General features: G+C 62.0%; 27 protein-coding genes. 20 read left to right on the top strand and 7 right to left on the bottom strand.

The window, feature by feature from the left end:
- Nucleotides 1–100: 100 nt before the first annotated feature.
- The 7 genes from ACT5M9_RS00475 (at nucleotide 101) to ACT5M9_RS00445 (ending at nucleotide 8,902) form a co-directional block, all read left to right on the top strand.
- On the top strand, nucleotides 101–1,468 hold the full coding sequence (locus tag ACT5M9_RS00475; protein ID WP_457980561.1) for a VWA domain-containing protein: 1,368 nt from the start codon (nucleotides 101–103) through the stop codon (nucleotides 1,466–1,468).
- Nucleotides 1,462–2,982: a hypothetical protein gene (locus ACT5M9_RS00470; RefSeq protein WP_457978745.1), complete on the top strand. Its 1,521-nt coding sequence runs from the start codon at nucleotides 1,462–1,464 to the stop codon at nucleotides 2,980–2,982. The genes ACT5M9_RS00475 and ACT5M9_RS00470 overlap by 7 nt, the downstream gene beginning before the upstream one ends.
- A 39-nt stretch (nucleotides 2,983–3,021) precedes the next feature.
- The gene (locus ACT5M9_RS00465; protein ID WP_457978747.1) at nucleotides 3,022–3,612 is read left to right on the top strand and encodes a sigma-70 family RNA polymerase sigma factor; all 591 of its coding nucleotides are present in this window, start codon (nucleotides 3,022–3,024) and stop codon (nucleotides 3,610–3,612) included.
- Entirely contained in the window at nucleotides 3,605–4,351 is a 747-nt protein-coding gene (locus tag ACT5M9_RS00460) for a DUF3379 domain-containing protein (RefSeq protein WP_457978748.1), read from the top strand. The genes ACT5M9_RS00465 and ACT5M9_RS00460 overlap by 8 nt, the downstream gene beginning before the upstream one ends.
- A gap of 407 nt (nucleotides 4,352–4,758) precedes the next feature.
- Nucleotides 4,759–6,057 (top strand): outer membrane protein transport protein, encoded by a 1,299-nt coding sequence (locus tag ACT5M9_RS00455; protein ID WP_457978749.1) that lies wholly within the window; start codon nucleotides 4,759–4,761, stop codon nucleotides 6,055–6,057.
- Between the two features lie 250 nt (nucleotides 6,058–6,307).
- A complete protein-coding gene (locus ACT5M9_RS00450) occupies nucleotides 6,308–7,564 on the top strand; it encodes an outer membrane protein transport protein (RefSeq protein ID WP_457978751.1) in 1,257 nt (418 codons plus the stop codon).
- Nucleotides 7,565–7,678: 114 nt separating this feature from the next.
- A complete protein-coding gene (locus ACT5M9_RS00445) occupies nucleotides 7,679–8,902 on the top strand; it encodes an EAL and HDOD domain-containing protein (RefSeq protein ID WP_457978752.1) in 1,224 nt (407 codons plus the stop codon).
- A gap of 323 nt (nucleotides 8,903–9,225) precedes the next feature.
- Here ACT5M9_RS00445 and ACT5M9_RS00440 read toward each other — a convergent pair whose 3' ends face one another.
- The gene (locus ACT5M9_RS00440; RefSeq protein WP_457978754.1) at nucleotides 9,226–10,389 is read right to left on the bottom strand and encodes an acetyl-CoA C-acyltransferase; all 1,164 of its coding nucleotides are present in this window, start codon (nucleotides 10,387–10,389) and stop codon (nucleotides 9,226–9,228) included.
- Nucleotides 10,390–10,514: 125 nt separating this feature from the next.
- Between ACT5M9_RS00440 and ACT5M9_RS00435 the strand changes: the two genes are divergently transcribed.
- Nucleotides 10,515–10,907, top strand: coding sequence for a MerR family transcriptional regulator (locus ACT5M9_RS00435; protein ID WP_438551169.1), 393 nt, complete (start codon nucleotides 10,515–10,517; stop codon nucleotides 10,905–10,907).
- 100 nt (nucleotides 10,908–11,007) lie between these two features.
- On the opposite strand, the gene ACT5M9_RS00430 is transcribed toward ACT5M9_RS00435, so the two are convergent.
- Entirely contained in the window at nucleotides 11,008–12,252 is a 1,245-nt protein-coding gene (locus tag ACT5M9_RS00430; RefSeq protein WP_457978756.1) for a dicarboxylate/amino acid:cation symporter, read from the bottom strand.
- A 269-nt stretch (nucleotides 12,253–12,521) separates the two neighbouring features.
- Here ACT5M9_RS00430 and ppnP point away from each other — a divergent pair, with 269 nt between their 5' ends.
- The 3 genes from ppnP (at nucleotide 12,522) to ACT5M9_RS00415 (ending at nucleotide 16,015) form a co-directional block, all read left to right on the top strand.
- Nucleotides 12,522–12,806: a pyrimidine/purine nucleoside phosphorylase gene (gene ppnP / locus ACT5M9_RS00425; RefSeq protein ID WP_457978758.1), complete on the top strand. Its 285-nt coding sequence runs from the start codon at nucleotides 12,522–12,524 to the stop codon at nucleotides 12,804–12,806.
- A gap of 166 nt (nucleotides 12,807–12,972) precedes the next feature.
- Nucleotides 12,973–14,355: an L-serine ammonia-lyase gene (locus ACT5M9_RS00420; RefSeq protein ID WP_457978760.1), complete on the top strand. Its 1,383-nt coding sequence runs from the start codon at nucleotides 12,973–12,975 to the stop codon at nucleotides 14,353–14,355.
- Between the two features lie 289 nt (nucleotides 14,356–14,644).
- Entirely contained in the window at nucleotides 14,645–16,015 is a 1,371-nt protein-coding gene (locus tag ACT5M9_RS00415; RefSeq protein ID WP_438551173.1) for an L-serine ammonia-lyase, read from the top strand.
- A gap of 161 nt (nucleotides 16,016–16,176) precedes the next feature.
- Here ACT5M9_RS00415 and ACT5M9_RS00410 read toward each other — a convergent pair whose 3' ends face one another.
- Nucleotides 16,177–17,136 carry a lytic murein transglycosylase gene (locus ACT5M9_RS00410; protein ID WP_457978762.1) on the bottom strand — a complete coding sequence of 320 codons (960 nt, stop codon included), beginning with the start codon at nucleotides 17,134–17,136 and terminating at the stop codon, nucleotides 16,177–16,179.
- Nucleotides 17,136–17,414, bottom strand: a complete 279-nt coding sequence (locus tag ACT5M9_RS00405) for a YcgL domain-containing protein (protein WP_438551175.1) — start codon at nucleotides 17,412–17,414, stop codon at nucleotides 17,136–17,138. The genes ACT5M9_RS00410 and ACT5M9_RS00405 overlap by 1 nt, the downstream gene beginning before the upstream one ends.
- A gap of 106 nt (nucleotides 17,415–17,520) precedes the next feature.
- Between ACT5M9_RS00405 and minC the strand changes: the two genes are divergently transcribed.
- The 5 genes from minC (at nucleotide 17,521) to mtgA (ending at nucleotide 20,613) form a co-directional block, all read left to right on the top strand.
- The gene (gene minC, locus ACT5M9_RS00400; RefSeq protein WP_457978764.1) at nucleotides 17,521–18,246 is read left to right on the top strand and encodes a septum site-determining protein MinC; all 726 of its coding nucleotides are present in this window, start codon (nucleotides 17,521–17,523) and stop codon (nucleotides 18,244–18,246) included.
- 18 nt (nucleotides 18,247–18,264) lie between these two features.
- The gene (minD, locus tag ACT5M9_RS00395) at nucleotides 18,265–19,077 is read left to right on the top strand and encodes a septum site-determining protein MinD (RefSeq protein ID WP_005331693.1); all 813 of its coding nucleotides are present in this window, start codon (nucleotides 18,265–18,267) and stop codon (nucleotides 19,075–19,077) included.
- Between the two features lie 2 nt (nucleotides 19,078–19,079).
- A complete protein-coding gene (gene minE / locus ACT5M9_RS00390; RefSeq protein ID WP_438551177.1) occupies nucleotides 19,080–19,349 on the top strand; it encodes a cell division topological specificity factor MinE in 270 nt (89 codons plus the stop codon).
- Between the two features lie 182 nt (nucleotides 19,350–19,531).
- Nucleotides 19,532–19,858 (top strand): HI1450 family dsDNA-mimic protein, encoded by a 327-nt coding sequence (locus tag ACT5M9_RS00385; protein WP_457978767.1) that lies wholly within the window; start codon nucleotides 19,532–19,534, stop codon nucleotides 19,856–19,858.
- 47 nt (nucleotides 19,859–19,905) lie between these two features.
- Entirely contained in the window at nucleotides 19,906–20,613 is a 708-nt protein-coding gene (gene mtgA, locus ACT5M9_RS00380) for a monofunctional biosynthetic peptidoglycan transglycosylase (protein WP_457980563.1), read from the top strand.
- Here the strand turns inward: mtgA and ACT5M9_RS00375 are convergent.
- Nucleotides 20,610–20,741: a hypothetical protein gene (locus ACT5M9_RS00375; protein WP_438551179.1), complete on the bottom strand. Its 132-nt coding sequence runs from the start codon at nucleotides 20,739–20,741 to the stop codon at nucleotides 20,610–20,612. The genes mtgA and ACT5M9_RS00375 overlap by 4 nt on opposite strands.
- 147 nt (nucleotides 20,742–20,888) lie before the next feature.
- Between ACT5M9_RS00375 and ACT5M9_RS00370 the strand changes: the two genes are divergently transcribed.
- Nucleotides 20,889–21,212: an HI1450 family dsDNA-mimic protein gene (locus tag ACT5M9_RS00370; protein ID WP_438551180.1), complete on the top strand. Its 324-nt coding sequence runs from the start codon at nucleotides 20,889–20,891 to the stop codon at nucleotides 21,210–21,212.
- Nucleotides 21,213–21,261: 49 nt separating this feature from the next.
- On the opposite strand, the gene ACT5M9_RS00365 is transcribed toward ACT5M9_RS00370, so the two are convergent.
- Both ACT5M9_RS00365 and ACT5M9_RS00360 read right to left on the bottom strand, forming a co-directional pair.
- Nucleotides 21,262–21,573, bottom strand: coding sequence for a DUF1289 domain-containing protein (locus ACT5M9_RS00365; RefSeq protein WP_457978769.1), 312 nt, complete (start codon nucleotides 21,571–21,573; stop codon nucleotides 21,262–21,264).
- Complete coding sequence (locus ACT5M9_RS00360) at nucleotides 21,574–22,464, bottom strand: CvfB family protein (RefSeq protein WP_457980565.1); 891 nt, start codon at nucleotides 22,462–22,464, stop codon at nucleotides 21,574–21,576.
- A gap of 272 nt (nucleotides 22,465–22,736) precedes the next feature.
- Between ACT5M9_RS00360 and ACT5M9_RS00355 the strand changes: the two genes are divergently transcribed.
- The 3 genes from ACT5M9_RS00355 to ACT5M9_RS00345 all read left to right on the top strand — a co-directional run bounded on the left by ACT5M9_RS00355 (nucleotide 22,737) and on the right by ACT5M9_RS00345 (nucleotide 24,775).
- Nucleotides 22,737–23,969, top strand: coding sequence for a UPF0149 family protein (locus ACT5M9_RS00355; RefSeq protein ID WP_457978771.1), 1,233 nt, complete (start codon nucleotides 22,737–22,739; stop codon nucleotides 23,967–23,969).
- Nucleotides 23,970–24,119: 150 nt separating this feature from the next.
- Entirely contained in the window at nucleotides 24,120–24,590 is a 471-nt protein-coding gene (locus tag ACT5M9_RS00350) for a MarR family winged helix-turn-helix transcriptional regulator (RefSeq protein WP_438551183.1), read from the top strand.
- A complete protein-coding gene (locus ACT5M9_RS00345) occupies nucleotides 24,587–24,775 on the top strand; it encodes a DUF4250 domain-containing protein (RefSeq protein ID WP_438551184.1) in 189 nt (62 codons plus the stop codon). Before ACT5M9_RS00350 ends, ACT5M9_RS00345 begins: the two co-directional genes overlap by 4 nt.
- Nucleotides 24,776–24,793: the final 18 nt, after the last annotated feature.

Genomic DNA, 24,793 nt, shown 5'->3' with positions numbered 1-24,793 from the left:
GGAGCTGATCCTGCTGCGCCCGCTCTGGCTGCTGGCACTGCTGCCCTGGCTGTGGCAGGGCTGGCGCCGCCGCCATCAGGCCGCGCTGCTCGCCCCCGCCATGGCGGCCTATCTACTGCCCCGGCAAGGCCGCCCCCAACCCTGGCTCTGGCTGGCCTGTCTGCCGCTCATCCTGGCCCTGTCCGGCCCGGCCCTGCGTCAGCAGAGCCAGCCCATCGTCCGTCCCGCCACCGACATCTGGCTGCTGGATCTCTCCGATTCCATGCTGGCCCAGGATCTGCAACCGGATCGGGCGACCCGGGTCCGGCTGATGCTGCAAGAGATGCTGGCCCAGAGCGGGCAGCACCCGGTCGCCCTCATCCTGTTTGCCGCCGACGCCTACCTCGCCATGCCACCCAGCCGCGACCATGATGCCATCGCCCTGCTGCTGCCGGACTTGCGCCCGGCCATCATGCCCATTCAAGGCAGCGCCCCCGAGCGGGCCGTCGCCCTGGCGCTCTCCCAGATCCCCGTGGGCCAGCAGGCGCGGCTCCTGCTCATCACAGATGGTCTCTCTGCCCCCCAGATGGAGCAAATTGCCGCACTGTGGCCCTGTCAGGGATCCCTGTTCTGCCAGGAGTCCGCCAGCCCCCGCCTCGATATTCTGCTGGCCAATGGCGGCAAGGCCGTCCCCCTGCCCCCGGCCAGCGAGCCTGGGCTGAACCTTCGTCTCGGCCGCGTCTTGCCTGCCCCCGATGCGGGCGCCATGGAGCAGCTTGCCAGCCGCCTCGGCGGCTCGTTGCAGTGGCTGCAGGCCGGGATGCCGCGCTTTGCCCCCCTGCCCATGACCCAGACCCCGAGTGAGGGCCAAACCCGGGATCTCGGCCCCTGGCTGCTGATCCCCCTGCTGCCGCTGGCCCTGCTGGCCCGCATCGGCTCGGCCTGGTTGATCTTGCTGGGTCTAGGGCTAGGGCTGATAACTCCTCCGCCCCTGCAAGCCGAGCCGCTCCAGACCCAACCCCTCTCTGTGAAGGAGGGTGAGGCCTGGCAGGCCTACCAGCGCGGAGATTATCTGGCCGCCGCCCGGGCCTTTGCGGATCCTATCTGGCAGGGCAACGCCTGGTACAGGGCCGGTGACTACGCCCGTGCCGCCTCGGCCTATGGCCGCGTCCGCAGCGCGACCGCCCATTACAACCGGGGCAACGCCCTGGTGCGGCTCGGGGATCTCAGGGGGGCCGAGCAGTCCTACCTGGCCGCCCTGGCCCTGGATCCCGGTCATGAGGATGCACTCCACAACCTGGCCCTGCTGCGCGCCCTGCCTCCCCAGGCGGCCCCCAGCCCCCGGGCCGGCGCTCCGAAGGAGACACGGGAACAGGATGCGACCCCGGATCGCCCACGCCCCCCGGCTCCCCCCGTGCTCCTGCTGGAGCAGCGGCTTCGCAAAGAGGCGCTGCGCCGCCCCTTGATCAAGGTGGAGGATCCATGGTGATAACCCCGGCGCACCTTCCCTCCTGGCGACGCCTGATGCTCCTGCTGATCTGTCTCCTCGCCATACCGGCGCAGGCCGCCCCCCCCAAGGCGCAGTTGCTGCCAGGGGAGAACGAGGGGAGCTGGCTGCTTATCATAGAGGCGGACGGGGAGCGACGCAGCGACGAGCTCAATCTCACCCCCCTGCTGCGCCAGTTTGCCGTGGGCAGGGTCAGCATCAGCCGCGTCATCACCCAGATCACCAGCCTGACCCGCTGGCAGATCCCCCTGCACCGAGTCGCGAGTGACGCAAGCCAGGTGCCCGCCCTGACGCTGGGCACCGAGCAAACCCCCTCTCTACCCCTCACCAGCGGCCATCAGCCAGACTCACTGACGGTGCCTTTGCCCTCCCCCATAGAGCTGATCGCCAATGTATTGCACCAGGGGCCCCTCTACCCCGGGCAGCCCTTCATCTATGAGTTGAGCCTCTGGCTGCCCGCCAATCTGGAGGCCCCCAACCTCGGCGAGCCGGTCGGCGAGGGTTTCAACATTCGCCGCCTCGGCAACGATCAGTGGGACTCCCCCTCGAGCCCAGGCATGCCCGGCCGGCTGACCCGCAAGTGGCTGCTGCAGGCCAAGGAGGCCGGGCTTCATCCGATAGAGTCCCCCCGTTTTCAGGGGCGCCTGCCCCAGTCATACGGCGGCAGTGAGGCCCTCTCCGCCCGGGCGGCCACCCGGCTCATCAAGGTGGACAAGGCGCCGGTGGAGCCGGTGGCCAGCAGCCTGGTGCTGACCGAGCAGTTCACCCCGGCGACGGGCGCCCGGACGGGGGAGCCGGTGATCCGCACCCTGACCCTGGTGATGGAAGGGGGGGATGGCAATCGCCTGACGCTGCCGCCCTCGACTCCCTTGCCCCCCGGCCTCACGATGAGGCCAGATGGAGAGCAGCAGCAGGAGCGCTTCCTCGCTAAGGGAGCACTTCGCACCGAGCGCCAGTGGCGCCAAGCCTTGATCGCCCAGGCCCCCGGCCGCTATGCGTTGCCCGCCCTGGAGCTGCCCTGGTTCAATACCCAGAGCGGTCGCATCGACCATGCCCGCCTGCCCGCCCGGGTACTGGTGTTCGAGGCCACGGCGGATGAGGAAACCCCTCGTTTCACCTCCGGTGGAATCAGCCTGTTCTGGGTGCTGGGGGCCCTGTTGCTGCGCGCCCTGTGCAAGCATGGGTCGCGCTGGCGGGCATTCTGGCGTCTGCAAGGGGCGCTGGCCCGCCAGGAGCCGAACTCGGCCAGATGGGCGGCGCTCGGCTGGGGGGCTCTGCGCTGGGGCGAGGAGCATAGGCACCTCTCCAGCCTGCCTTGCCACCAGGATCCCGCCATCGGCCCCCTGCTCGATGAGCTGGACAGGGCCTGCTTTGCCGACCCCGATGCCATCACGACAACCCAGGTCCGCTGGTCGGCCCTCGCCAAGGGGCTGTGCGCCGTCGAAACTTTTGCGATAGCCTATAGCCTCAGGAAACTGGCGCGCCTTCATGACTGAAGCCGCAGCAAGCCACCTCAGATAAAAGGAAGTCCAGCAATGGCGTTTGGTTTTTTCAGAAAAAAAAGCGCGGGGACGGGAAAGGATCCCTCGGCCACACCGGTCTATAGGGGTATGGCAGATAAACAAACCAAATACGAAGCCTTGGTCCATGCCCTGCACGCAGACATCTACCGCTATGCCTACTGGCTGTGCCGGGACCCGCAGGTCGCCGAAGACCTGGTGCAGGAGACCTTCCTGCGCGCCTGGAAGGGGATCGACACCCTGATCGACGACAAGGCCGCCAAGGCCTGGCTCATCACCATACTCAGGCGGGAAAACGCCAGGCGTTTCGAGCGCAAGCAGTTCGATCTGGTGGATCTCGACGAGCACCCCCAGAGCGATCCGGGCAACCTGCACAACGAGCAGGAGATGGAGAACGAGTGGCTGAGGCGCCATATCGCCCGGCTGCCCGCCGAATATCAGGAGCCCCTGCTGCTGCAGGTGCTGGGGGGGTTCAGCGGTGAGGAGATCGCCGAGCAACTGGGCCTGAACAAGAACACCGTCATGACCCGCCTGTTTCGGGCTCGCAACCAGATAAAAGAGGCCATGGAGTCAGCAGCACAACAGAGAGGACACAACAATGGATGAGCTTGAGTTTCGCCGCCGGGCCACTGCCCATCCGACGGACACCGATCCTGTGTTCCTCGCCGCGGCCCAGGACTCCCCTGCCAATCGCAAGCATCTGGAGGAGATGAAGCAGCTGGATCGCCATCTGCATTGCGCCCTCGAGGTCGAGGTCCCCCCCGGCCTGGCCGAGCGTATCCTGCTCCGGCAGGCGATGGAGGCCGACGATGAGGTCGTGGTGCCCCTGCCACCCCCCGTGGTTCGCAGCCAGTGGCGCTCCCTCGCCATGGCGGCGTCCGTGGCGTTCCTGCTGGGCATGAGTACCCGCTGGCTGAGCTGGCCGACACCGGCCCCGGCCGAGCTCTCCCTCGCCCAGGTGGCCATGGCCCATGTCTATGGGGAGGAGCCCTTCATCGAGGGGGTGGACGAGAAGGTGAGCCTGCAGACCATCAACGCCAAGATGGAGAAGTACGGCGCCACCCTGATGGACATGGACGGGATGAAGGTGACCTATGTCAATCACTGCGCCTTCTATCAGGGACCGGCGCTGCACATGGTGATCCAGGGCAAGATGGGACCGGTGACCCTGTTCCTGGTACCCAAGCATGTCCCCCTCACCCTGCAACCCGACTTTGAAGACGGTCGCCTCAAGGGGGAGATACTGCCGCTCAAGGGAGCCAACATGGTGTTGATCGGTGACATGCAGGAGCCACTCGCCCCGGTTGCGAAGCAACTGGAGTCCCATCTGCACTGGTCCATTTAACAGACCTTAACCCGGGCTGACGCCCGCCTTGTGGCGTCATCCCCACAGGCAGACAAGCGCTTTGTCTGCCTGTTCCTCTCCACATCCCCGCAATTCCCCGCTCAATGCCCGCTTGAAGTCACAAAACTACAAATTAATTTGAGTGGCACAAATGAAACCAAAAGACTATTTATTACCCAATAATGAATAAATTAGATTAATAAAACGCCAAGTTAAAACAAATGATTAACACAATGGAAACTTTTATGTATTCTGCTGTCACTGGTCTGATTTCTTACCTCCTACCAGATCCATAGAATCACGCCAGAAGTGAATGGGAAGAAGCTTAAATAACAACAGATCTTGTCGTGTATAGCGGCCAAAGAGCCGTGATATCGACAGAAAATCTGCTTACAAGAGAGAACACTATGACAACTGCCTTTTTCAAGAAAAGCCTGATCGCCGCGGCCGTCACCCTGGCCAGCACCCAGACCTTTGCTGCTGCCTTCCAGCTGAACGAGCACTCGGCCTCCGGCCTGGGTCGCGCCTACGCCGGGGAAGCTGCCGTTGCGGATAACGCATCCGTACTGGCTCGCAACCCGGCCGCCATGACCACCTTCGACAAGATGGCAGTGTCCGTATCCGGCACCTATATCAAGCCCGATGTGGATGTGGCGGGTGACATCTATGCCGGCCAGGCCAAGATGGCCTCCGCCAGCGAGAGTGACATAGCACCGGACGCCTTCGTACCGGCCACCTACTTTATCCAACCCCTGAACGATCAGTGGGCCTGGGGGATTGGCCTCTTCTCCAACTACGGCCTCTCCACCGAATACTCCAAGACCTTCGCGGCCGGTGCCGGTGCCGGCGATACCGAGCTGTTGACCTTCAACATCAACCCGAACATCGCCTACCGCATCAACTCCAACTTCAGCATCGGTGCCGGTATCAACGCCGTCTACGCCGAGGCCGAGTTGAACCGCTACGCCGGTGCCCTGGCACCGGGCCTGACCGCCAAGACCGGGCTTCCCCATAATAGCGACACCGCCATCGCGCACCTGAAGGGCGACACCTGGGGCTTCGGATGGAACGTCGGCACCCTGTACGAGATCAACGACAGCAACCGCCTGGCCCTGACCTACCGCTCCCAGGTGGATCTGAGCTTTGACGGCGACTTCAAGGGCACCACCTCCGGTTATAAGACCGTCGATGGCAACCTGAAGCTGGATCTGCCGGCCCAGGCCGAGTTCGCCGGTTACCACCGTCTGAACCAGCAGTTCGCGGTTCACTACTCCGTCAACTGGACCGACTGGAGCGCCTTCCAAGAGCTGAAAGCAACGAGTTCAGGATGTAATACGCCAGGTCAACCAGGTGTATGCCTCAATAAACCGGAGAAGTTTAAGGACTCCATGCGCTACGCCTTGGGCGGCACCTGGTACATCAATCCGGCCTGGGAAGCGCGTCTGGGCTTCGCCTACGACAACAGCCCCATCGAGCCGGAATACCGCAGCCTGAGCATTCCTGACTCCGACCGCGTCTGGTACAGCGCCGGCGCCACCTATCACATCGACCAGGACATGAGCGTCGATTTCGGCATGGCCTATCTGGACGGCAAGGAAGTGGACGTGAACGAAGGTCTGACCAGCCACACCGATCCGGTTCGCTGGAAGGGCACCTCCCACGGCAACGCCCTGCTGGCCTCTGCCCAGTTCAACATGAAGTTCTGATTGGCCCCACTATAAAGAGAGCGCCTTCGGGTGCTCTTTTTTATACCGCCCCCCGAATTCAGCGTACAGCTGTAGCAAACAGCTGTACGCTTTTTGTTTTTTATCAAGCTGTTAGCCCGCCTTCCCTTAGCATTTAATCCCGTTTTGCCCAAAGCCGCCCCACCCCCGTTGCCTTACTGGTCGTACCATATAAAATCCCGCCCCCAACCGAAAAACAGAATGAACCCCAAGTTCATCCCAAGGACAAGCAATGCACCCGAACATGAAGCTCTCCCTCATCGCCCTGCTGATGGCGTCAGCCCAGGCCAAGGCGGCCGGTTTCCAGCTGGCTGAGCAGTCCGCCACCGGCCTTGGTCGCGCCTTCGCGGGCGAAGCGGCCATCGCCGACAATGCCAGCGTGTTGTCGCGCAACGTCGCCGCCATGACCCGCTTCGATCGCACCGCCTTCTCCGGTGGCGTCATCTACATCCACCCCGACGTCAACATCGAAGGCACGACCCGGGTGCCAACCGCCATAGGGCCGGTGAATCTGGATGCGGGTGCCCACGACATCGCGGGGGATGCCTGGGTGCCCAACCTCTATCTCATCATCCCCTTGAACGAACAGTGGCGACTGGGATTGGCGGCCACCTCCTACTATGGCCTCGGCGTCGAGATGCCGGACAACTACAACGCCGGCCACTTCGGCAATGTCTCCGACATCAAGACGGTGGATCTCGGCGCCTCCCTGGCCTATCGCATCAATCCGGTCTGGTCTGTCGGTGCCGGACTCTCTGCCATCCAGGGTGAGGGGGAAGTGGGAGGTACCTTCCCGTCGAACAACAAGATTGCCAAGCACCTGAAGGGGGATGGCTGGGCCCTTGGCTGGAACCTGGGCACCCTGCTCGAACTGTCCCCCTCGACCCGTGTCGGTCTCTCCTACCGTCACGACGTCAACCTGACCCTCTCAGGGGATGCCGTCGGCACCGATCTGCAGGGCCGCACCTTCACCGATACCGGCAGTCTGGACTTGCCCCTGCCCGCCACCGCCGAGCTGGCTCTCTTCCATCAGCTGACCCCCGCTCTGGCGCTGCACTCCAGCATCAACTGGACCAACTGGAGCAAATTCGTCCAGCTTGAGGCCGGGCTCGATCACTATGGCACCATGCACATCAAGGACGAGCACTGGCAAGACAGCTGGCGCTATGCCCTGGGCCTCACCTATCAGCTGGATCCCAGGTGGCAATTGCGCTCAGGCATCGCCTACGACAGCAGCCCTGTGCCCGCCGATCGCCGCACCATCTCCATTCCTGACTCGGATCGGATCTGGTACAGCGCCGGCGTCGGCTATCAGCTGGACAAGCACCTCTCCCTGGATCTGGGCCTGACCCTGCTCGATGGCAAGAAGGTGGACGTGAGCGAAACCATGCAGCTCAAACCCGGCGTGCCCCAGACCACCTCCACCTTCCAGGGCACCTCGGAAGGGGATGCCTGGCTGGCCGGCCTGCAACTCAACTATCTCTTCTGATAGGGCTTTTTTCGCCAATCACTCTGCCAGTTGCTGACCCTTGGCGCGGCGTCGCGCTGGCATAGTGATCCGCTTGCCCATAGAATCTAGCCAGAGCCCATGTTGGAGAGAGACATGTATTCCTATGTTGCAAGGCAGCCCATTCTGGATAGTGAACTCAATACCCACGCCTATGAGCTGCTGTTTCGCGACAGCCTGGACAACGCGTTTCCCCATATCTCCTCCCAGCAGGCGACCGCCAGGCTGGTGGTCGAACAGTTCCTGCACCAGAACATCGATCAATTGCTCGGCGGTCACCCCTGCTTTATCAACTTTCCCTACTCTTTGTTGCTGGACGGGCTGGCCGAGTGCCTGCCCCAGGACAAGGTGGTGATCGAGATCCTGGAAGATGCCATTCCCGACGATGCCTTGCTGGCCAAGGTTGTCCAGCTGCATCAGCTGGGATACCGACTGGCGCTGGATGACTTCACCCTCTCGCCGGCCTGGGAGCGCTTCCTGCCCCATGTCCATATCATCAAGTTCGATCTGCGGGCCACGGCTCTGGCGAAGATAGAGTCATTCATCCAATCCCATCGACACCTGCCCCTCACCTATCTCGCCGAGAAGGTGGAAGACGAGGAGGAGTTCGAACGGATGAAGGCCCTGGGGGTCAAACTGTTTCAGGGCTTCTTCTTCAGCCGGCCACAGCTGGTACAGCAGGCCACCCTGCCGCCGGACCAACTGGTGGTGGTGCAACTGCTGCAAGAGGTCAATCAGACCCCTCCAGATCTGAACAACATTGAGCGGCTGCTCGATCAGGATGCCTCCCTCTCCCTCAAGCTGCTCCATTACGTCAATAATCTGAAGCCTCTGGCGCCGCCCATCACCTCCTTTCGCCAGGCGGCCAACCATCTCGGCCACGCCCAGCTAAAACGCTTCGTGACGCTGGTCGCCGCCACCAGCACGGGTCATGACAAGAGCGCAGAGCTCTATCAGATGTCCCTGATCCGGGCTCGTTTCTGTGAGTTGCTTGCCCACACCCATGCCCCGGCCCCGCAGGCACAGCAAGCCTTTCTCACCGGTCTGCTCTCCTTGCAGGACGTGCTCATGGGGCAACCGCTGGCCTCACTGATAGACTCCATCCCTCTCACCGACGAGGTGCGCGCCGCCCTGCTGGCTCGCCAGGGGGATCTGGGGTTCTATCTCAGCTTCTGCGAAGATTACGAGAATGCGGACTGGCAGCGGATCGTGGCCAGCACGGCCCGCCTCGGTCTGAGCGAGGAGAAAGTCAGCTACCTCTATCTGAGCGCCACCGCCTGGGTCAACCAGCAACTACAAGCCATGGCGGGGGCGGACTGACTTCTGGTACAGCACTCCCATCTTTGAAAACTCCCATGACAACGTCCCATTGCGGGACGCTCGAGTCACAGAACCGCTCATCGCCTTGAGGTTTGATAGGTGTATTGCTAAGAGGAAAACCGGCAGGGCTGCGGCAACACAAAGAAACCCTAAGAGCCTCTTCGTGAATTACCAAGAAAACTGGCAAGGTAGCCTGATCATTCTTTACATAAAGGATGGACCGATATTAACGAAGGGATATTACTAAACTGCAGCATATCTGAATGTTAGCACGCCCCGCAGCAGACTTATGCCTGCTGTGGGGCGCGCTTCAGCTCTGACTATCAGGGGATCTCGATGGCCACGGCGGTCGCCTCCCCGCCCCCGATGCAGAGGCTAGCCACCCCGCGTTTCAGGCCACGGGCCCGCAGGGCATGAACAAGAGTCACCAGGATGCGGGCGCCGCTCGCTCCCAACGGATGCCCCAGGGCGCAGGCGCCGCCGTTCACGTTCAGCTTCTGATGGGGAATGTGGCAACCCGCCATGGCCAGCATGCTCACCATGGCGAAGGCCTCGTTCACCTCGAACAGATCCACCTCCTCCACCGACCAGCCCACCCGGGCCAGCAACTTGTCGATGGCGCCGACCGGGGCGCTGGTGAACTCCGCCGGCAGGGCGGCGTGGCTCTGATAGCCGACTATGCGCGCGAGCACCGGCAGGCCCAGCTCGGCAGCCGTGTCGGAGCGCGTCAGCACCAGGGCCGCGGCCCCATCCGAGATGGAGCTGGAGTTGGCCGCCGTGATGGTACCCGTCTTGCTGAACGCGGGCCTGAGGCCGGGTATCTTGTCGGGTCTGGCCTTGCCCGGCTGCTCGTCATCGGCCAGCAATAACTGCTCCCCCGCCAACACGGGGACGAGCTCGGCCGCGAAGGCGCCGCCCTGCTGGGCCGCCAGGGCCCGCTCCAGAGACGCGATGGCGAAGGCATCCATGTCGGTACGGGTCAACCCAGCCCGATCGGCGCTGGCCTGGGCGTAGTGGCCCATCAACTGCCCCTCGTAGGCATCCTGCAAGCCGTCGAGGAACATGTGATCCAGCAGGCTCCCATGACCCATGCGGTAACCGGTGCGGGCCTTGTCCAGCAGATAGGGCGCCCGGCTCATGCTCTCCATGCCCCCGGCGACCACCACCCTGGTATCCCCCAGGCGCAGGCTGTCCGCCGCCAGCATCACCGCCTTCATGCCGGAGCCGCACACCTTGTTGAGGGTGCTGCAGGGCACGCTGTCCGGCAGGCCCGCCTTGAGTGCCGCCTGGCGGGCCGGCGCCTGGCCGAGCCCGGCGCTCAGCACATTGCCCATATAGACCTCATCCACCTGCTCGCCCCGAAGGCCGGCGGCCGTCATGGCCACTGAGATTGCGCAGGCGCCGAGTTCGGGTGCGCTCAGGCCGCTCAAGGCCCCCTGGAAGGCGCCCATGGGGGTACGCTTGGCCGCTACGATGACAATATCCATCAGTCTTTCTCTCCTTTCGTTACATAGGGATAACATATGCCGCCGACGGGGCGGGAACAATAGTTGCAGGGAAGTTGACGTTTGGGTAAGGTGCCAGCCAGCCTTGACAACCAGATGACAACACCATGACCCAATCCAGGGATGACGTGCGGACCTTCAGCATCAGCGAGCTGGCCCGCGAATTTGATGTGACCACCCGCAGCATTCGCTTCTATGAGGATCAGGGGCTGCTGAACCCGACCCGCCAGGGCCAGACCCGGATCTACAGCCGTCAGGACAGGGTGCGCCTCAAGCTGACCCTGCGCGGCAAGCGCCTGGGTTTCAGCCTCGCGGACATTCGCGATCTGTTCGATCTCTACGATGCGGACAAGAGCAGCCGCACCCAGCTGCAGACCATGCTGGGACTGGTGGCGGACAAGCGGGAGACCCTGCAGCAGCAGCTGGAGGACATCAAGATGGTGCTGCTGGAACTCGAGGCCGCCGAGCAGCGCTGCCAGCAGGCGCTGGCCCAGCTCTAGCCTTCAATCTCAGCGCGCCTCTCATCGAGAACCGCGCCCATAAAAAAGAGGGAAGCCAGCGCTTCCCTCTTTTGCATTTATGGTTCGGTGAAACACCCGATCAGGCGTCCTTGCTCCAGCGGTTGGGATCGTAATCCGGGCTGAAGCGATCGACGATGACGGCGCAGGCCGCATCCCCGGTGATGTTCAGGGCGGTGCGGATCATGTCGAACAGGCGATCCAGCGCAAACAACAGCGGCAGGCCCTCGATGGGGATCCCCGCCGCCAGCAGCACGGCCACCACCAGGAAGCTCGGACCCGGCACCCCGGCCTGACCGATGGCCCCCAGGGTGGAGGTGAGAATGATGGCAGCCCAGGCGCCGGCACTCAGGTCGATGTTGTAGACCTGGGCGAAGAAGATGGCGACCAGACCGTAATAGATGGCGTTGCCGCTCATGTTGATGGTGGCGCCCAGCGGCAGCACGAAGGAGGCGGTGGCGTTGGTCACCTTCAGCTCCTGCTCGCAGGTCTCCATGTTGACCGGCAGGGTCGCCATGGAGGAGGCGGTGGAGAAGGCGACGATCTGCGGCTTCTTCATCGCCGAGAAGTACTTGCGTACCGGCGTATTGGAGAGGAGCGCGATCAGCAGCGGATAGACTACGAAGCCGAAGATCAGGATGGCGCCCACATAGACCAGGAACAGCTTGAGCACCAGGGTCAGCACGTCGAAACCATAGGTACCGATGGCATCGGCCATCAGGCCGAATACCCCGATGGGGGCGATCAGCATCACCTTGTTGATCATCCAGACAAAGGCATCCACCAGGGTATTGAGGCCGTCCGTGATGGGCTTGGCGCGCTCGCGGGGCTGCTTGGCCAGGGCGATGCCGAGGAACATGCAGAACACCAGGATCTGCAAGATGTTCGCCTCATTGAGAGACTGGAACACGTTGGTAGGGATCATGCCGAGCAGGGTGGCGACCGCATCCGGCAGGGCACCCTTGTCGGCGTAGTCACCGGTGAACATGGCGGCCGTTGCACCGAAGTCGACCCCGACCCCGGGTTTGAACACCTGCCCCATCACCAGGGCCAGCAGCACGGCCAGGGCGGAGGTGCCGAGGAAGAAGGCGAGCGTGGTCGCCCCTATCTTGCCCGCGGCCGGGCTGGCCCCCAGGTTGGCGGCCCCAGACAGTATGGCCACCGCCACCAGGGGGATCACCAGCATCTTGATGAGCTGGATGAAGAGAGTGCCAAAGGGCGCGAAGACGGTGGCTTGCTCGCCCATGATCGCACCGGCCATGGCCCCCAGTATCATGGCGACCACGACCTGGAAGCCAATGTTCTTGATTAATCCTTTTTTAAACACAGAATGTTCCTTAAATGAGCAACTATTGACACTTTCCTAGTGCAATTCACTACCCAGGGTAATAAAACTGCCCCATTACCCTGAGGCCGCGTTTTATCTCATATTTATTCTGCGTTTAACATCCCGTTTCCTGAACACCGCGCATTTAACATCTTATTGATAAAATACAGACTCATAGGGTGCATCCGGATTTTTCCCCATTTCACCATGACAAGGGCCGAAAAGGTGTGCTACGTTGACCCGTCAACCATGCATACAGGGAAGAAAAGATGCTGAAAGTTAACGAGTATTTCGATGGAAATGTTAAATCCATCGGTTTCGAGCAAAAAAATGAGAAAGCCACGGTCGGCGTGATGGCTGTCGGTGACTATCTGTTCAACACCGCCGCCCCCGAGCGGATGACGGTGGTCAAGGGTGCCCTGTGCATCCAGCTGGCCGATGAAGACACCTGGACCACCTATCAGCAGGGTCAATCCTTCGAGGTGCCCGGCCACTCCTCCTTCAAGCTGGAGGTGAAGATACCCACCGCCTATCTGTGCGAGTTCCTCGACTAGGCCCGTCAAACTGTTGCCATGAGGCGCCCCAGCGGCCCTCGTGGCCTCTTTCCCCTCCCCATGCTCACCCATTTGTGCACCTTTATCACAAGCCGCCATTTCCCCTCTTTCCATCGACTACAAAAAATTTACAATGTTTAGACGAAATCCATAATCGGAGTACGTCATGATCAGTGTCTTCGACCTGTTTTCCATCGGGATAGGCCCCTCCTCCTCCCACACTGTGGGGCCCATGCGCGCCGCCTGTGCCTTCATCAACGCACTCAGGCAGGCCGGCCTCCTCTCCCGCACCGAACGGGTCGTCACCGAGTGTTATGGCTCCCTCGGCCAGACCGGCAAGGGGCACGGCACCGGCAAGGCCATCATCCTGGGGCTGGCGGGTTTCGATCCCGAATCCGTCGACATCGAGGCCATTCCGGACTTTCTCAGCCAGGTGGAACACAGCCAGAGCCTGCGCCTGGGGGGCGAGCAGGCCAGCCTGTTCCCCCGGGTCGGCGCCATCATCTTCAACCGGCGCAAGACCCTGCCCGCCCACTCCAACGGCATGACCCTGCGCGCCTTCCAGGGCGATGACCTGCTGTTCGAGCAGACCTACTACTCCATCGGCGGTGGCTTCATCATCGAGGAGAGCCACTTCGCCAACGCGAAAGAGGAGGCGGCCCGCTTCGATGCGGCTCACCCCGTCCCCTACCCCTTTGAGAGCGGCGCCCAGCTGCTGGCTCACTGCCAGGAGAGCGGCCTCTCCATCTCCGGGGTGATGCTGGCCAACGAGAAGGTGTTTCGCAGCGAAGCCGAGATCAAGGCCGGCCTTCGCAAGATCTGGCAGGCGATGCAGGGCTGCGTGGAGCGCGGTTGCCGCAGCGAGGGGGTGCTGCCCGGCGGCCTCAAGGTGAAGCGGCGAGCTCCCATCCTCTACCGTCAACTCAACGGGGAGACCAACTTCAACAAGGATCCCCTGATGGTGATGGAGTGGGTCGATCTCTTTGCCCTGGCCGTCAACGAGGAGAACGCCGCCGGTGGCCGGGTGGTGACGGCGCCGACCAATGGCGCCGCCGGCATCATCCCCGCCGTGCTGCACTATTACGATCGCTTCGTGCGCAAGGTGGATGACGAGCTTCTGATGCACTACTTCCTCACCGCCGCCGCCATCGGCATCCTCTACAAGAAGAACGCCTCCCTGTCGGGGGCCGAAGTGGGTTGTCAGGGGGAAGTGGGGGTCGCCTGCTCCATGGCCGCGGGTGCCCTCGCCGAGTTGCAGGGCGGCAGCCCGGCCGTGGTCGAGAATGCGGCCGAGATCGGCATGGAGCACAACCTGGGGCTGACCTGCGATCCCATCGGCGGCCTAGTGCAGGTGCCCTGCATCGAGCGCAACGCCATGGGGGCGGTCAAGGCGATCAACGCCGCCCGCCTCGCCCTGCGCGGCACCGGCGAGCACAAGGTGTCGCTGGACAAGGTGATCAAGACCATGTGGGAAACCGGCAACGACATGAAGACCAAGTACAAGGAGACCGCCCGTGGCGGCCTCGCCGTCAACATCACCGAATGTTAACGCCAGGTAACTTGGCGGCATTTGACACTCATCTACCCGGCTCGTCCGGGTATTTTTTTGCGAAACGTTTGCCAGACACTTAACAAATTGGATAACCATCAAAATTAATTTTATACTCGCGCCGTCAATTCAACAAAAATAGATCTGTTTCAACTTTTTTTAGGCATTGAACCGTTAGACTACACCCAGCTGGTTCATTGGCCTTTTGTGACGACAGACCCGTCCCATGGATCACCCCAATTTCTGCGAGCGGGCATGGCGCCCCCTTCTACCCTGAGGTAATTGTTACATGATCAGCGTTTTTGATATCTTCAAAATCGGTGTTGGCCCCTCCTCTTCCCACACTGTCGGCCCGATGAAGGCGGCCAAACAGTTCGTGGATGAACTGCGTGCTGGCGGCAAGATCCGTGACATCACCCGGATCCAGGTCGACGTCTACGGCTCTCTCTCCTGGACCGGCAAAGGCCACCATACCGACACCGCCATCATCATGGGTCTGGCCGGCAACCTGCCGGAAAATGTCGATATCGACGGCATCCCCGAATTCATCTCCCGTGTGGAGCAGACCGGTCGCCTGCCTATCGGCCTGCACTGCCATACCGTCAGCTTTCCCCGCGACGCCATGGTGTTCCATGACGAGGCCCTGCCCCTGCACGAAAACGGCATGAAGCTGACCGCCTTCATCGAAGACACCGTCGCCTACAGCAAGACCTATTACTCCATCGGCGGTGGCTTCATCGTCGACGAAGAGAACTTCGGCAAGGCCGACAGCGGCGCCATGGCCGTGCGCTACCCCTTCAAGAGCGCCGCCGAGCTGCTGGCCCATTGCGGTCAGACCGGCCTGTCCATCTCCGCCGTGATGCTGGAGAACGAGAAGTGCTTCAACACCCCGGAAGAGATCTACAAGAAACTTGGCAAGATCTGGACCACCATGCGCGAGGGGATCGAGCGTGGCTGCCGCACCGAGGGTGTGCTGTCCGGTCCGCTGCGGGTACCGCGTCGTGCCGCGCCCCTCTACCGCCAGCTCACCACCAACGAGAACCTGTCCAACGATCCCATGAACATCGTCGACTGGGTCAACATGTTCGCCCTGGCGGTCAGTGAAGAGAACGCCGCCGGTGGCCGCGTGGTCACCGCACCGACCAACGGCGCCGCCGGCATCATCCCCGCCGTGCTGGCCTACTACGACAAGTTCATCCAGCCGGTGGGTCGCGACGAGTACACCCGCTTCTACTTGGCCGCCGCCGCCGTCGGCATGCTCTACAAGATGAACGCCTCCATCTCCGGCGCCGAAGTGGGCTGCCAGGGTGAGGTGGGCGTCTCCTGCTCCATGGCCGCCGCCGGCCTGACCGAGCTGATGGGTGGCAGCCCGGAGCACGTCTGTGAAGCCGCCGAGATCGGCATGGAGCACAACCTGGGTCTGACCTGTGATCCGGTCGCCGGCCAGGTGCAGGTGCCCTGCATCGAGCGCAACGCCATCGCCGCCATGAAGGCCGTCAACGCCTCCCGCATGGCCCTGCGTCGCACCTCCAAGCCGCGCGTCTCCCTGGACAAGGTCATCGAGACCATGTACATCACCGGCAAGGACATGGACTCCAAGTACCGTGAAACCTCCCGCGGTGGCCTGGCCATCAAGGTGATGCAGGTTGCCTGCGAATAAGTCACTCGGCTGACAATGAAATGGAAAAAGGCGGGATCCCCGCCTTTTTTATTGCCCGCTATTCCCCGATATAAGGCTCGCCAAAGCACCGCACCTCGCTGCCCGATATTTCGGAACGAGGCAGCCTATATCACCCGCTTGCCCCCAGCCTGCCACTCCACTTATTCCAGGATGCGATCCGCCAAGGTGCCCACCGCCACCACGAAATAGGGGGAGCGATTCCAGTGACGCAGCACCAGATAATTGTCGTAGGCGAGATAACTGCGCCCATGGATGTCGTCTGGCCGGATGAGGGAGGCCTGCATATCGACCTTAGGAAGCCGGGAGCCGTCTTGCTGGCGTACCCCCAGGGCCTGCCAGGCCGACAGCGGCTTGCGAACCTCAAGCCCGAAGAGCGCCGGGTCGAGGGAGTCCGGCACCCGCACTCGCCTGCCCCAGGTCTCGTCTTCGCGCCAACCGTTCCGGTGCAGATAATTGGCTGCCGAACCAAATACATCCGCGAGATCTCCCCACAGATCCTTTCTGCCATCCCCGTCCTGATCCACCGCGTATTTCAGAAAAGACGAGGGCATGAACTGCACCTGTCCCATGGCGCCGGCCCAGGATCCCTTGAAGGCCTTCGGGGTCACGTGACCCTGCTCGATAATACGCAAGGCATCGAACAGCTGCCCCTTGAAGAAGGCCTCACGGCGCCCCTCCCAGGCCAGAGTCGTCAGGGAGGATATCAGGGGAAAATTGCCGGTCAATTTACCGAAATTGGTTTCTATGCCCCACAAGGCGACAATAAAACGGGGTTGCACCCCATATTCCCGACCTATTTTCGTGAGCAGCGGCAAATGTTGGCGATATAAGGCTCTGGCCTGATTGACTTTCCATTGGGGCACGGCGCGAGGAATATAGGTATCCAGGGTCAGTTTGAATTCAGGCTGGTTTTTGTCGTGCTTGATGGCCACCTCGATGAGCCGAATATCGGCGAAGGCGGCCTGCACCGTAGCGGCCGAAATACCGGCCGCTACGGCTTCTTGCTTGAGGGTGGTGACATAGGCGTCGAAGTCGGGTCTGGCCTGCAGCGGCATGCTCAATACACCGCTTAGCAATAACAGCGCCAGCCGACCCCGCATCAGGATGAGGCCTTTAATTGCGCCTTGTGCTGCTCCAGCAGATTCTCCGGCGGCGGCGGCACCTGCAGGTAGAAGCCTTGGGACTTGAGCGCCTCCATCACCCGCTCGGTGGAGGCCAGCCCCAGGGGCTTGGCCGGGTCCAGCTTGGTCATCAGGACCAGCTCTGGGCGGCCGAAGGTACTCATCAGTGCCTCTGGCACCCGGGAAAAGTCCTCTCTCCTTTCAATAAAGAGATAGGTCTCGGCTTTTTTGCGACTTTTATAGACTGCACACAACATGGAAATTGATATAATCCCATCGGTTTATTGCCTCTGATGGTGGCAAACTATAACATCGGAAAATGAATAACAATAACGGATTACCGTCTCGGTTCGGGGAAGATTCATGGTTGAGCGCGATAACGAATTGAAAGGGACTACCTTCACTATTTCTGTGTTGCATCTCAGCGATGGCAATCCGACGCGGATCCGTCAATTGTTGGCGGCCAAGGTTGCCCTGGCCCCCCAGTTTTTTAATTGCGCCCCCCTGGTGATCAACGTGGAACGGCTCGCGGCCATTCCGGATTTCGAGCAGCTCAGGGAGCTGGTCGAGTCGGAAGACTTCGTGCTGGTCGGGATCACGGGGGCCAAGGATGAGGCGATGAAGACGGCGGCCAAGGCAGCAGGGCTCGCGGTCATGGTCTCCGGCAAGAGCCGCAAGGCCGAGCCGGAACCCGCCCCGACGCCCAAGCCGGTCGAACCCGTCATCGAGGCCGCCCCTCAGCCCGAGCCTGCCCCCCTGCTGGCAAGCAAGGTGCACGTGGGGCCGGTGCGCTCCGGCCAGCAGCTCTACGCCGCCGGCACCTCTTTGGTGGTACTGGGTTCGGTGAGCCCGGGGGCCGAGGTCATCGCCGATGACAGCATCCATGTTTATGGCGCCCTGCGTGGCCGAGCCATCGCGGGGGCCAAGGGCAATGCCCGGGCCCGCATCTATTGTCAGCAATTACAGGCCGAGCTGCTCTCCATCGCCGGCACTTTCCAGCTGAGCGATGCGCTGCCGGCAGGCCTTATCCAAGAGCCAGTCCATATCCGGCTGGACAACGAACAACTCCGTATAGACCGTATCAAATAGAGTTACAAGGAAGCGAGAATGGCGCGAATCATAGTCGTTACATCGGGCAAAGGCGGCGTTGGCAAGACTACCACCAGCGCGGCCCTGAGCACCGGCCTGGCCCAGCGTGGCCACAAGACGGTGGTCATCGATTTTGACATTGGCCTGAGAAACCTGGATCTCATCATGGGCTGCGAGCGGCGCGTGGTGTACGACTTCGTCAACGTGATCAACGGTGAGGCCAACCTCAACCAGGCGCTGATCAAGGACAAGCGCTCCGAGAACCTGTTCATCCTGCCCGCCTCCCAGACCCGGGACAAGGACGCCCTGACCCGCGAAGGGGTGGAGAAGATCCTGGATCAGCTGGCGGAGATGAAGTTCGACTACATCGTCTGCGACTCCCCCGCCGGGATCGAGTCCGGCGCCCTGATGGCACTCTACTTTGCCGATGAGGCCATCGTCACCACCAACCCGGAAGTCTCCTCCGTGCGTGACTCCGACCGCATCCTCGGCATCCTGGCCTCCAAGTCCCGCCGCGCCGAACGTGGCGAGGATCCCATCAAGGAGCACCTGCTGCTCACCCGCTACTGCCCGACTCGCGTCAGCCGTGGCGACATGCTGAGCGTGCAGGATGTGCAGGAGATCCTGGCCATCAAACTGCTCGGGGTGATCCCGGAGTCTCAGGCGGTGCTGCGCGCCTCCAACTCGGGGGAACCGGTCATCCTGGACAAGGAGTCAGACGCCGGTCAAGCCTATGAGGATGCCGTTGCGCGTCTGCTCGGCGACACCAAGGATTTTCGTTTTCTGGAAGAAGAGAAGAAGGGCTTCTTTAGCCGACTGTTCGGGAGTTAAGCATGTCATTATTGGATTATTTTCGTTCCAACAAGAAACAGAACACCGCACAACTGGCCAAAGAGCGGTTGCAGATCATCGTCGCTCACGAGCGTTCTTCCAGAGGGGGGCCGGATTACCTGCCCCAGCTCAAGCAGGACATCCTCGACGTGATCCGTAAATATGTGCAGATCGATCCGGACAAGATCACCGTCCAGCTGGATCAGAAGAGTGATGAGCTGTCCGTCCTTGAGCTCAACATCACCTTCGCCGACGACAACAAGAAGGGATGAGCTGACGCCCCATGCGTGACCCCTTCCCCCAATGAAGACCGGATCCGTTGCCAGGATCCGGTTTTTTATTGCCCTCGAAGCGGCGCGTCTCGCCAAGGACGCGGGGGCCAGCTAGAATATCGCCCGCCGCCATGCGGCCATGCCATTCCGGCATCTTCCCCTCTATCTGGAACAGACCGCTTATGTCTTTGAACGACGAAATGCACAGCGTCGAGGAACTGCTCGACACCGCCCTCGAACTCTTCATGGAGCTGGCCTCCGACAACCTGCCGGAACACGAAATCGCCCTGTTCAACCAGGAGTTCAACAATCGCGGCCTGCTGGCAGAGAGCGATCCGGCGGATGACTGGGAAGCGGACGTGGGTTTTGCCGTGAACGATGAGGAGTATGCCGAGATCTGGGTCGGCCTTGGCAACGCCGCAGAAGAGTATGAGCACCTGTTCGCCCGCATGCTGCTCTCCCGCCGTGTCGACGAGAAGTTCTGCCACATCGAATGGCTACCCCAATAATTCCCGACCCCGATGATCCTGGCCACTACGACTGGGAGCCCGCCCCCGTGCGGCCGCCATTGATGCGCCGCCTGCTTGGTGGGGTCGTCAAGTTGCTGCTGGCGGCCGTGCTCAGCACCATCGTCTCGGTGGCGCTGCTGCGCTTCATCGACCCGCCCATGTGGACCTGGCGCCTGGAGCGGGCGCTCTTCCCCCCCGCCAAGGTGGCCGAGGTCAAGCATGACTGGGTGCCCCTCGAGCAGATATCCAAAGAGCTGCAGCTCGCGGTGATCGCCGCCGAGGATCAGCGCTTCGCCGAGCACAACGGTTTTGACATGAATGCCATCAGCTCGGCCCTAAAACACAACCAGCAGAGCCGGCGGGTACGCGGCGCCAGCACCCTGAGCCAGCAGACGGCGAAGAATCTCTTCATGTGGAGCGATCGCAGTTTCCTGCGCAAGGGCATAGAGGCCTGGTTTACCCTGTTGATGGAACTCGGTTGGGACAAGTCCCGCATCCTCGAGGTCTATCTGAACATCGTGGAGTTCGGCCCCGGCATCTATGGCGCCGAGGCGGCCGCGCGGCACTATTTTGGCAAACCGGCCGCCCGCCTGACCCGCTACGAGGCCTCATTGCTCGCCGCGGCCCTGCCCAATCCCTGGCGTTACCGGGTCCAGCCCCCCTCCCCCTATGTGCAGCAGCGCTCGGCCTGGATCCGCCGCCAGATGGGGCAGCTCGGTCAGGTGACCCTGAACAGAGTACACGGGGCGGATTAATCCTTGCCGGCAGGATCCACTGCCGGCCCCAGATGACCGCCAACCGTCTCCCTGTGCAGGGGCAGATAGTGCCACCACCAGGTCTCCCGTCGCCGCTTGATCTGCCGCCTGTACTGTCGTCGTTTCATGCCGCCCTCATCCTGCCATCATGCCGGAACAGGTCTGTTAACCTTATCTCCTGAATCATCCCATGGACAGGGCCCTTGCGCCCCGATCTGGCCCCCATCTTCAATAATTGATACAGTGGCGCACCTGGATGTATCTGGAGTGAATGCATGGAACAACGTAGCCCGGATCAGCTGGTCGAGTGGGCCTATGATCAGTTTCTCGAGCAGGCCGCCGACATGCTGGCCCCCGAACAAATCGTCGACATCACCCTCGAATTCGAACAGCGGGGTGCCGTCGAGGCGACCCTGCCCAATGCGGACTGGTCGACCGAGCTCGGCGTGCCCGTCGACATGGAGCGCTGGGTCGAGGTGTGGGTCGGTTTGCTGGATCATCAGGACGAATTCGAGGTGATCTACGCCGCTTTCCTGCTGCCCCGCAATCGCAGCGAGCACGAGGTGCATGTGCGCTGGCACCGCCAGCAGCAGGCATGAGAAAGGCGCCCATGGCGCCTTTCTTGTTTCTGCGATCCGCGATATGCGCTCAGGGCCGTGCGGCTATCGCCTTGGTCAGGCAGCGGCGGCACCAGCAGGCACTCGCCTCGCTCATGGGCAAGGCAGGCAGCTGGCTGCACCAGCACTCCGCAATGGTGTTCCCCGCGGAGACGGCACAGAAGGCCGGCTCGCCACAGCCAGGACAGACATGGGTACTGATTGAGCCATCCAGCTCGGCCATGCGCGCGAGCTGGGCTTCGCTGTCCATGGCGGACCACTGGCCAATCTCGGTCAGGGTGCGGCCACAACCGAGGCAGAGCCCGTCCTTGGCCTTGCAGTGACCGATGCAGGGGCTCGGCACTTACTCGCCACCCGCGTCGCTGGCATCGGCCTTGGCGGCATCCACCAGACTGATGCTGTTGTCTTCGATGACGATCTTGCCCTGCTTGTAGAGGCCGCCGATGGCCTTCTTGAAGGTGCCCTTGCTCATGCTGAACATCTTGTAGATGAGATCGGGATCGCTCTTGTCACCCACCGCCAGGCTGCCACCCTGTTTCTGCAGCCGCACCAGGATGCGCTCGCCGGCGTCGTCCATCCGCGCCGTCACCCCCGGCTTTTGCAGGGTCAGATCCAGCTTGCCATCGTCGCGCACCTGCTTGACCCAGGCGGTCAAGGGGCGCCCCGTCATCACCCGGCCGAACACCTCGTTCTTGAACAGCATGCCGGAGTACTGGCCGTTGACCACGGCCTTGATGCCGAGGGGGGTATGCTCCCCCGGCAGGGCCGTCACCTCGTCACCAGCCTTGAAGGGGACGCGGTCGATGCGCAGGAAGCGCTCGAGGCGGCTGGTGCCCACCATGCGCCCCTCGTTGTCCAGCATCAGATGCACCAGATAGACGTGACCCACCTGCATCGGCTTGTTCTGCTCGCGGCTCGGCACGAACAGATCTTTTTTCATGCCCCAGTCGAGGAAGGCACCGATCTTGTTGGCGTTGACCACCTTGAGGCCGACGATGTCTCCCACCATGGCGAAGGGTTTGTCGGTAGTGATCACCGGCTCGCAGTCGGCATCCAGATAGAGGAAGACGGACACCTCCCCGCCTTCGGCCACGCCTTCCGGCAACTGGCGCTTGGGCAGCAGCAGCTCGCCATACTCTTCGCCAGCCGCCAGCCAGGCGCCACGCTCTTCGAGCTCAACGACGGTGAGGGTGTTCATTTTGCCAATCTGTAACATGGTGATCTCTTCTTTCAATATCCGGATGGGCCCGTATCTGGGGCCTGTCGTATTGGTGCGCATCGCCCCTATCATCCCATGGACGGTGACAGCCGGCGTCATTTTACATGCAGGCGCGCATGTTACCCCAGAGCCGTGACGGGACCTAGCCCCTTGCTCTTTCAGGGCCATTATTTTCGGGCCCACAGCCGGTCGACCTGGCGATAATAGCAGCATTCAGCCGCCCGTTTGCTGCAAATAACCCCATTTTTGGGTAGACTGCGCCGCCGTTTAATCCACAGGACGCCTCGATGAACCCAGCCACTCGCACCCGCCTTCTCAATCAATGGACTCAGCATCACAGCCGGCAAGATCTGAGTTACCCAGCCCTGCACGGTTTCCTCTGCGCCCGTCTGGCGGGGCCGGTTACCCCCGACTGGCAGGCGCCCCTCGGCGGATTGTTCGAAGACGAGTGTGAGCCTGACGCCCAGAGCGGTGCGGCCCTTTCGCACCTCATCGCCGAGCTGGAAGCCCTGGCCGACGAGGGTCAGCTCGCCCTGCCGAACCAGTGTCGCCTCTCCACCGACACCCCGGAGCAGGTCTTCGCCAAGGCTCATCCTCTCGGTCAGTGGAGCTATGGATTCAGCCTGGGGCTGGCCCAGTGGCCCACACCCAGGGATCTGAACGCCCCCCTCACCCGTTTGCGCTACAGTCTGGCCGCCGAGCTCTGCCTGTTTCGTGACGAGCCCATGGCCCGCATGCTGCACCAGGCGGCGGGCAGCGAGCTCTCCTTCCTCGATTTCTGCAAGCGCCAGCGCCAGCAGATGAAGGCGGCCCTCAACCAATTGCTGACCCTGGATCACCACACCCTCTCATCCGATGATCAGGGTGCCCCCGAGACGGAGCAGAGCCAGCAGTGGCAACAGTGGTTCGAGCAGGCGGCGGCGTGCCGGGATCCCAAGGCGCGGCTGAGCTGGTTTGAGAAGATAGTCAGGGATGCCGAGCCGCAATTCGATGACGCCTTCTGGCAAGGCACCGCCGGCCATGGCTGGGGCGCCGAACAGGCTCGTCCCCTGCTGGCGGCCAGGGCCGGGCGGGCCGACTGCCTGCTGCGGCTGGGGGTCCTCGATGAGGCCAGGGCCGAGTACCAGGCCCTGCTCGCCCTCTGCGTGAGCGATGAGCCGGGCAGCCGTCACCCCTTGTCCAGCCTCTATGCACGGCAAGGGGATTGGGATGCTCTGAGCGCCCTGCTGGTGCGCTTCGACGAGGCCTCCTGCTGGCTGCGCTACAACCAGGCGCTGATGGTCTTTGCCCGGGAAGGGGAAGCGGCGGCCGAGCCCTATCTGGCGGCGGCCATCGCGACCAACCCCCATGTGCCCCCCTGCCTGCTGGGCCAGCGCAAGCTGCCCAAACAGGATCCTCAGGCGTGGCAGGCCGGCAGCCGCGACGAGGCCGCGCTCTATGTGCTCCAGAGCAAGGAGGCCTGGCTTGGGCACAATGCCTTGATCTGGCTGAGGAAACGGTCAACCAAAAAGGTCAATTGAAGCCTTTAAAACTTTTTTCAGCTCCTGGCACGTGCGCCACCGCACATTTTTCTTGTGCATTTTCAGACAAATGCCCTTGTGTTACGTATCATCAAGGTCAAAGTATCAAGAGAAACTGCACCCGATGCAGCCGCTACAGCAGGATGTCATATGTCAAAGATCATTGAGCTGCTCGCCCACTACCCTCCCTATCAGCTGGTGCACGCCGCTGAGATGGTGCGCGATACCTTCGAACAGTTTTACCAGCAACGCTATCAGCTGACGGTACCCCAGTGGCGTCTGATGATGGTACTCGGCCCCAACTACCCCATCAGCCAGAAGGAGCTGGTGGAGGCGAGCGGGATGGACAAGGTACGGATCTCCCGCGAGATCCACCGCCTGGTGGAGAAAGGGATACTGTTCACCGAGAGCAGCCCTCAGGACAAGCGCATCAGCCTGGTCTCCTTCACCCATGCGGGGCTGGTGCTGTTCCAGCAGCTCAAGACGGAAGCGGGCAGCTGGCAGCACACCCTCACCGACTATCTGCCCGCCGAGGCGCGCGAGAGCATCCGCCTGCACCTGCAGAGCGTGAGCGATGCCATCGAGCAGTTGCATCTGCTGGATCAGGAGCAGCAACCATGAATCTGAAGAACTTCCCCACCATGGACATCCACATACTGCTGAGCACGGTCAACATGCAGCTGCGTGATCACTACGATGATCTCGACGATCTCTGCCGGGCTCAGGAGCTGGACAAGGCCGCCCTGGAGGCTCGCCTCGCCGGCGGTGATTTTCACTACCAGGCTGATCAAAAACAGTTCAGATAGGGATCCGGATCACAGAGT

It is taken from the genome of Aeromonas sp. AE23HZ002T15 (assembly GCF_054165525.2).
This window is presented reverse-complemented; position numbering and strand designations above follow the sequence as displayed.